Genomic DNA, 3093 nt, shown 5'->3' with positions numbered 1-3093 from the left:
GCGGCCGCCGCCGAGCGCCCGGCCAGCTGGTCGACCAGGTCCGTCCCCGCCCGGGGCTCGTCGTCGTCGAGCGCTGCGGGGCCGCCGTAGCAGTAGCCGAGGCAGTGCACCGCCTGCAGCGACACCGAACCGTCGGCCGCGCACGCCCCGACCCCGACGCCCAAGGCCGCCTCGATCTCGCCGAGGTGCCGGCTCGCGGTCGCGGCGAAGCAGCCGGTGCCGGTGCACACCCGCACGTGACGCTCACCCCGCGGGGCGCGGTGGTCGGCGTAGTAGGTCCGGGCGCCGTAGGTGGCTGCATCGGGCAGGGCGCCGCCCCGGAGCAGCAGCTCCTCGACCGGGCTCCGCGGCTCGCTGGCCATCAGGCCACTGTGCCGGACCACCAGGCGTCTGGAAACAGGTCGGAAGTCCCGAGTTGGGCGGGGAGGCCGGCGGATCGCGTCACTTCCGCCGTTCTCTGGACAGCCCCGCGCATCGTTGTCACTGTGGTGCGATGAGCGCCCCGGCCGGGCCCGCTGAACAGGCCCTCCGAGCAGCGGTGGAGAGCAGCTGCGCGATCCAGGTCTCGCGCGATGCCGCGGCCGCGTTCCTGAGCAGCGAGCTCGACCACTGGCTCGATCCCACGGTGCCGCCCGACGAGCTGGACGGCTTGGTCCTCGCTCGGCTGGTCACCCACGAGATCCGCTGGGTGGGCAAGCACTTCCTGCAGCCCGACCGGCTCGAGCGGCTCGCGGCGGTCAGGGACCGGTACGCCGGCCGCGACCCCTACCTCGACGCCTTCCTCGACTGCCTCCTCGACAAGCACGAGGGCCGGTTCTGGAACCGCACCTACCTCTCCCTGCCGGTCCTCGAGGTCGTCCTCGCCGAGCACGACCTGCAACCCTCGGGCGTCGCCGCGCTCCTGGCGGCCGACATCGTCCGGTACGAGCTGTGCGCGGCGCACCGGCGTACGGAGGTGTCACCGGTCGGTCGCCCCGAGTCGCGCACGCTCCGGACCCGGGTGCGCCACTCCCTGCGGTTCATGACCGCCCACCTCGGAGGCGCGGCGTCCGAGGACCTGCTGTCCGCGATCGCGCACGACCCCGAGTCGGACCTTCCCGCCCTGCTACTGCAGCTACCGACCCCGCCGATCGCGACGGCGGGGGAGTGGATCGAGCTGTCCCTCCAGCCCGTCTCGACGGTGCACGACGAGTACTTCTTCATGCGCGTCCTGCAGGCGCACGAGATGGCGTTCGCGGGGATGAACCGTCGGTTGAGGGACGCGGTGGTTGCTCTCCGCGAGCACGAGTACGACGTCGCCACCCGGCTGCTGGAGGAGGTCGTCGCGTTCATGGATCGCAACGCCTCGCTGTTCCGGATCGTCGCCACCATGCGCTACGAGGCGTTCCACACCTTCCGCGAGTTCACCGACGGCGCGAGTGCGATCCAGTCCGAGCAGTACAAACGGTTCGAGGGGCTGTGCGGCCTGCCTCCGGCGACGCGGCTGGGATCGCCGGCGTTCGAGAGCGTGCCCGCGGTCCGCGCCGAGGTCGGCGAGGGGCAGGACACGGTGACCGATGCCTATCTCGCGGCGTCCGCGGACGAAAGAAGTGCCGTCGAGCTGGTGAAATTTTCAACGTTGTTGCGAGCGCTGGAGGACAGCCACCGGCGGTGGAAATCCACCCACGTCACCCTGGCCTCCCGGATGCTCGGCGAGGCCCGCGGATCGGGCTACACGTCCGGGGTCGAATACCTCAGCGAATGGCTCGACCACCGTCTGTTCTGGCGGCTGCCGGGTATCGGGGTCACCGACACCTCGCGCAGGTCGGCGTAGGTTCGCCGAGAAATCGATTGCCGACTTGCCACCCGGTTTCGCGGTGCCCGACGACCTGCGGCTCTCCAGGGTGGTGGCCTACCCGATCCCCGCGGGCGTGCCGGCCGAGGTCCCGGGGAGGTGCCGGTGACNGCCGGTGACATGGACGTCCTGATCACCGGGGGCGCCGGCTCCATCGGCAGCACCATCGCGTCGGCGATGGTCGAGGCCGGCCACCGGCCGGTCATCCTCGACGACCTGTCGACCGGACGTCGCGAGTTCCTGCGCGGCCGCGCGGCCTACCACGGCGACATCGCCGACCGGGCCCTCGTCCGGAGGATCGTCGAGGAGAACCCCGGGATCACCGCCGCCATGCACTGCGCGGCGCGGATCGTGGTGCCGGAGTCGGTGAGCGCGCCCGGCGGCTACTACCGCACCAACGTGGTCGGGACCCTCGAGCTCGTCGAGACGCTCGCGGCGTGCGGGGTGACCGACGTCGTGTTCAGCAGCTCAGCGTCGATCTACGAGCCCGACGCCGATCTCACCGTCGACGAGGCGTCTCGGTGGAACCCCGGTAGTCCGTACGCGCGGACGAAGGCGGTGGCGGAGGGCATGCTCGCCGACCTCGCGGAGGCGACGGACCTGCGGGTGCTCTCGCTGCGCTACTTCAACCCCGTCGGAGCCGATCCCCTGCTCCGGACCGGCCTCCAGCTGCGGGCCCCGACCCATGCCCTGGGCCGGCTGGTCGAGGCGCACCGGGCCGGCGTCCCGTTCGCGATCACCGGTGTGGACTACCCGACCCGGGACGGCACCGGCATCCGGGACTACGTGCACGTCTGGGACCTCGCCCGGGCGCACGTCGCCGCGGTCGAGAGGTTCGACCGGGCGCTCGGCGGGGCGCCGCACGCGGCGATCAACCTGGGGACCGGCCGGGGGACGACGGTCCGCGAGCTGGTCGCGGCCTTCGAGAGCGTCACCGGCGAGCGGGTGCGGGTGGTGGAGGCGCCGCGCCGCAGGGGAGACACGGTCGGTGCGTTCACCCGCAGCGTCAAGGCCGCCCGGCTGCTCGGCTGGTGCGCCGAGCACGACCTGGCGGCGGGGATCACGCACGCCCTGGAGTGGCTCGACCGGAGGTCGCTGGTCCTTCCCGACCTGGCGCCCGCCGGTGCGGCGGGGCGCAGGTAGGCGGACCATGGACCAGCTGGCGGCGTACGCCGAGGACCCCGACCTGGTCGTCTACGTGGCGACCACCGCCGACGACGTGCTCCGGATCCGCCGCGAGGTGGAGGGCCGGCGGTGGG

At 72.5% G+C, this 3093-nt stretch carries 3 protein-coding genes; 2 read left to right on the top strand and 1 reads right to left on the bottom strand.

The window, feature by feature from the left end; genetic code table 11:
* The coding region (locus tag H0488_RS22575; RefSeq protein WP_183101442.1) for an NADH-quinone oxidoreductase subunit NuoE family protein at positions 1-362 on the bottom strand (362 nt) is incomplete at its 3' end.
* Between the two features lie 131 nt (positions 363-493).
* Here H0488_RS22575 and H0488_RS22570 point away from each other — a divergent pair.
* Together H0488_RS22570 and galE are read left to right on the top strand one after the other, a co-directional pair.
* A complete protein-coding gene (locus H0488_RS22570; RefSeq protein WP_183101441.1) occupies positions 494-1813 on the top strand; it encodes a tryptophan 2,3-dioxygenase in 1320 nt (439 codons plus the stop codon).
* 141 nt (positions 1814-1954) lie between these two features.
* Positions 1955-2977 carry a UDP-glucose 4-epimerase GalE gene (gene galE / locus H0488_RS22565; protein WP_183101443.1) on the top strand — a complete coding sequence of 341 codons (1023 nt, stop codon included), beginning with the start codon at positions 1955-1957 and terminating at the stop codon, positions 2975-2977.
* The last annotated feature ends 116 nt before the right edge of the window (positions 2978-3093 follow it).

The sequence above is a fragment of the Nocardioides pelophilus genome (assembly GCF_014180685.1).
In the GTDB taxonomy this organism is placed as follows: domain Bacteria; phylum Actinomycetota; class Actinomycetes; order Propionibacteriales; family Nocardioidaceae; genus Nocardioides; species Nocardioides pelophilus.
The sequence above is the reverse complement of the archived record's forward strand: the minus strand, read 5'-3'. Positions and strand labels throughout refer to the sequence as shown.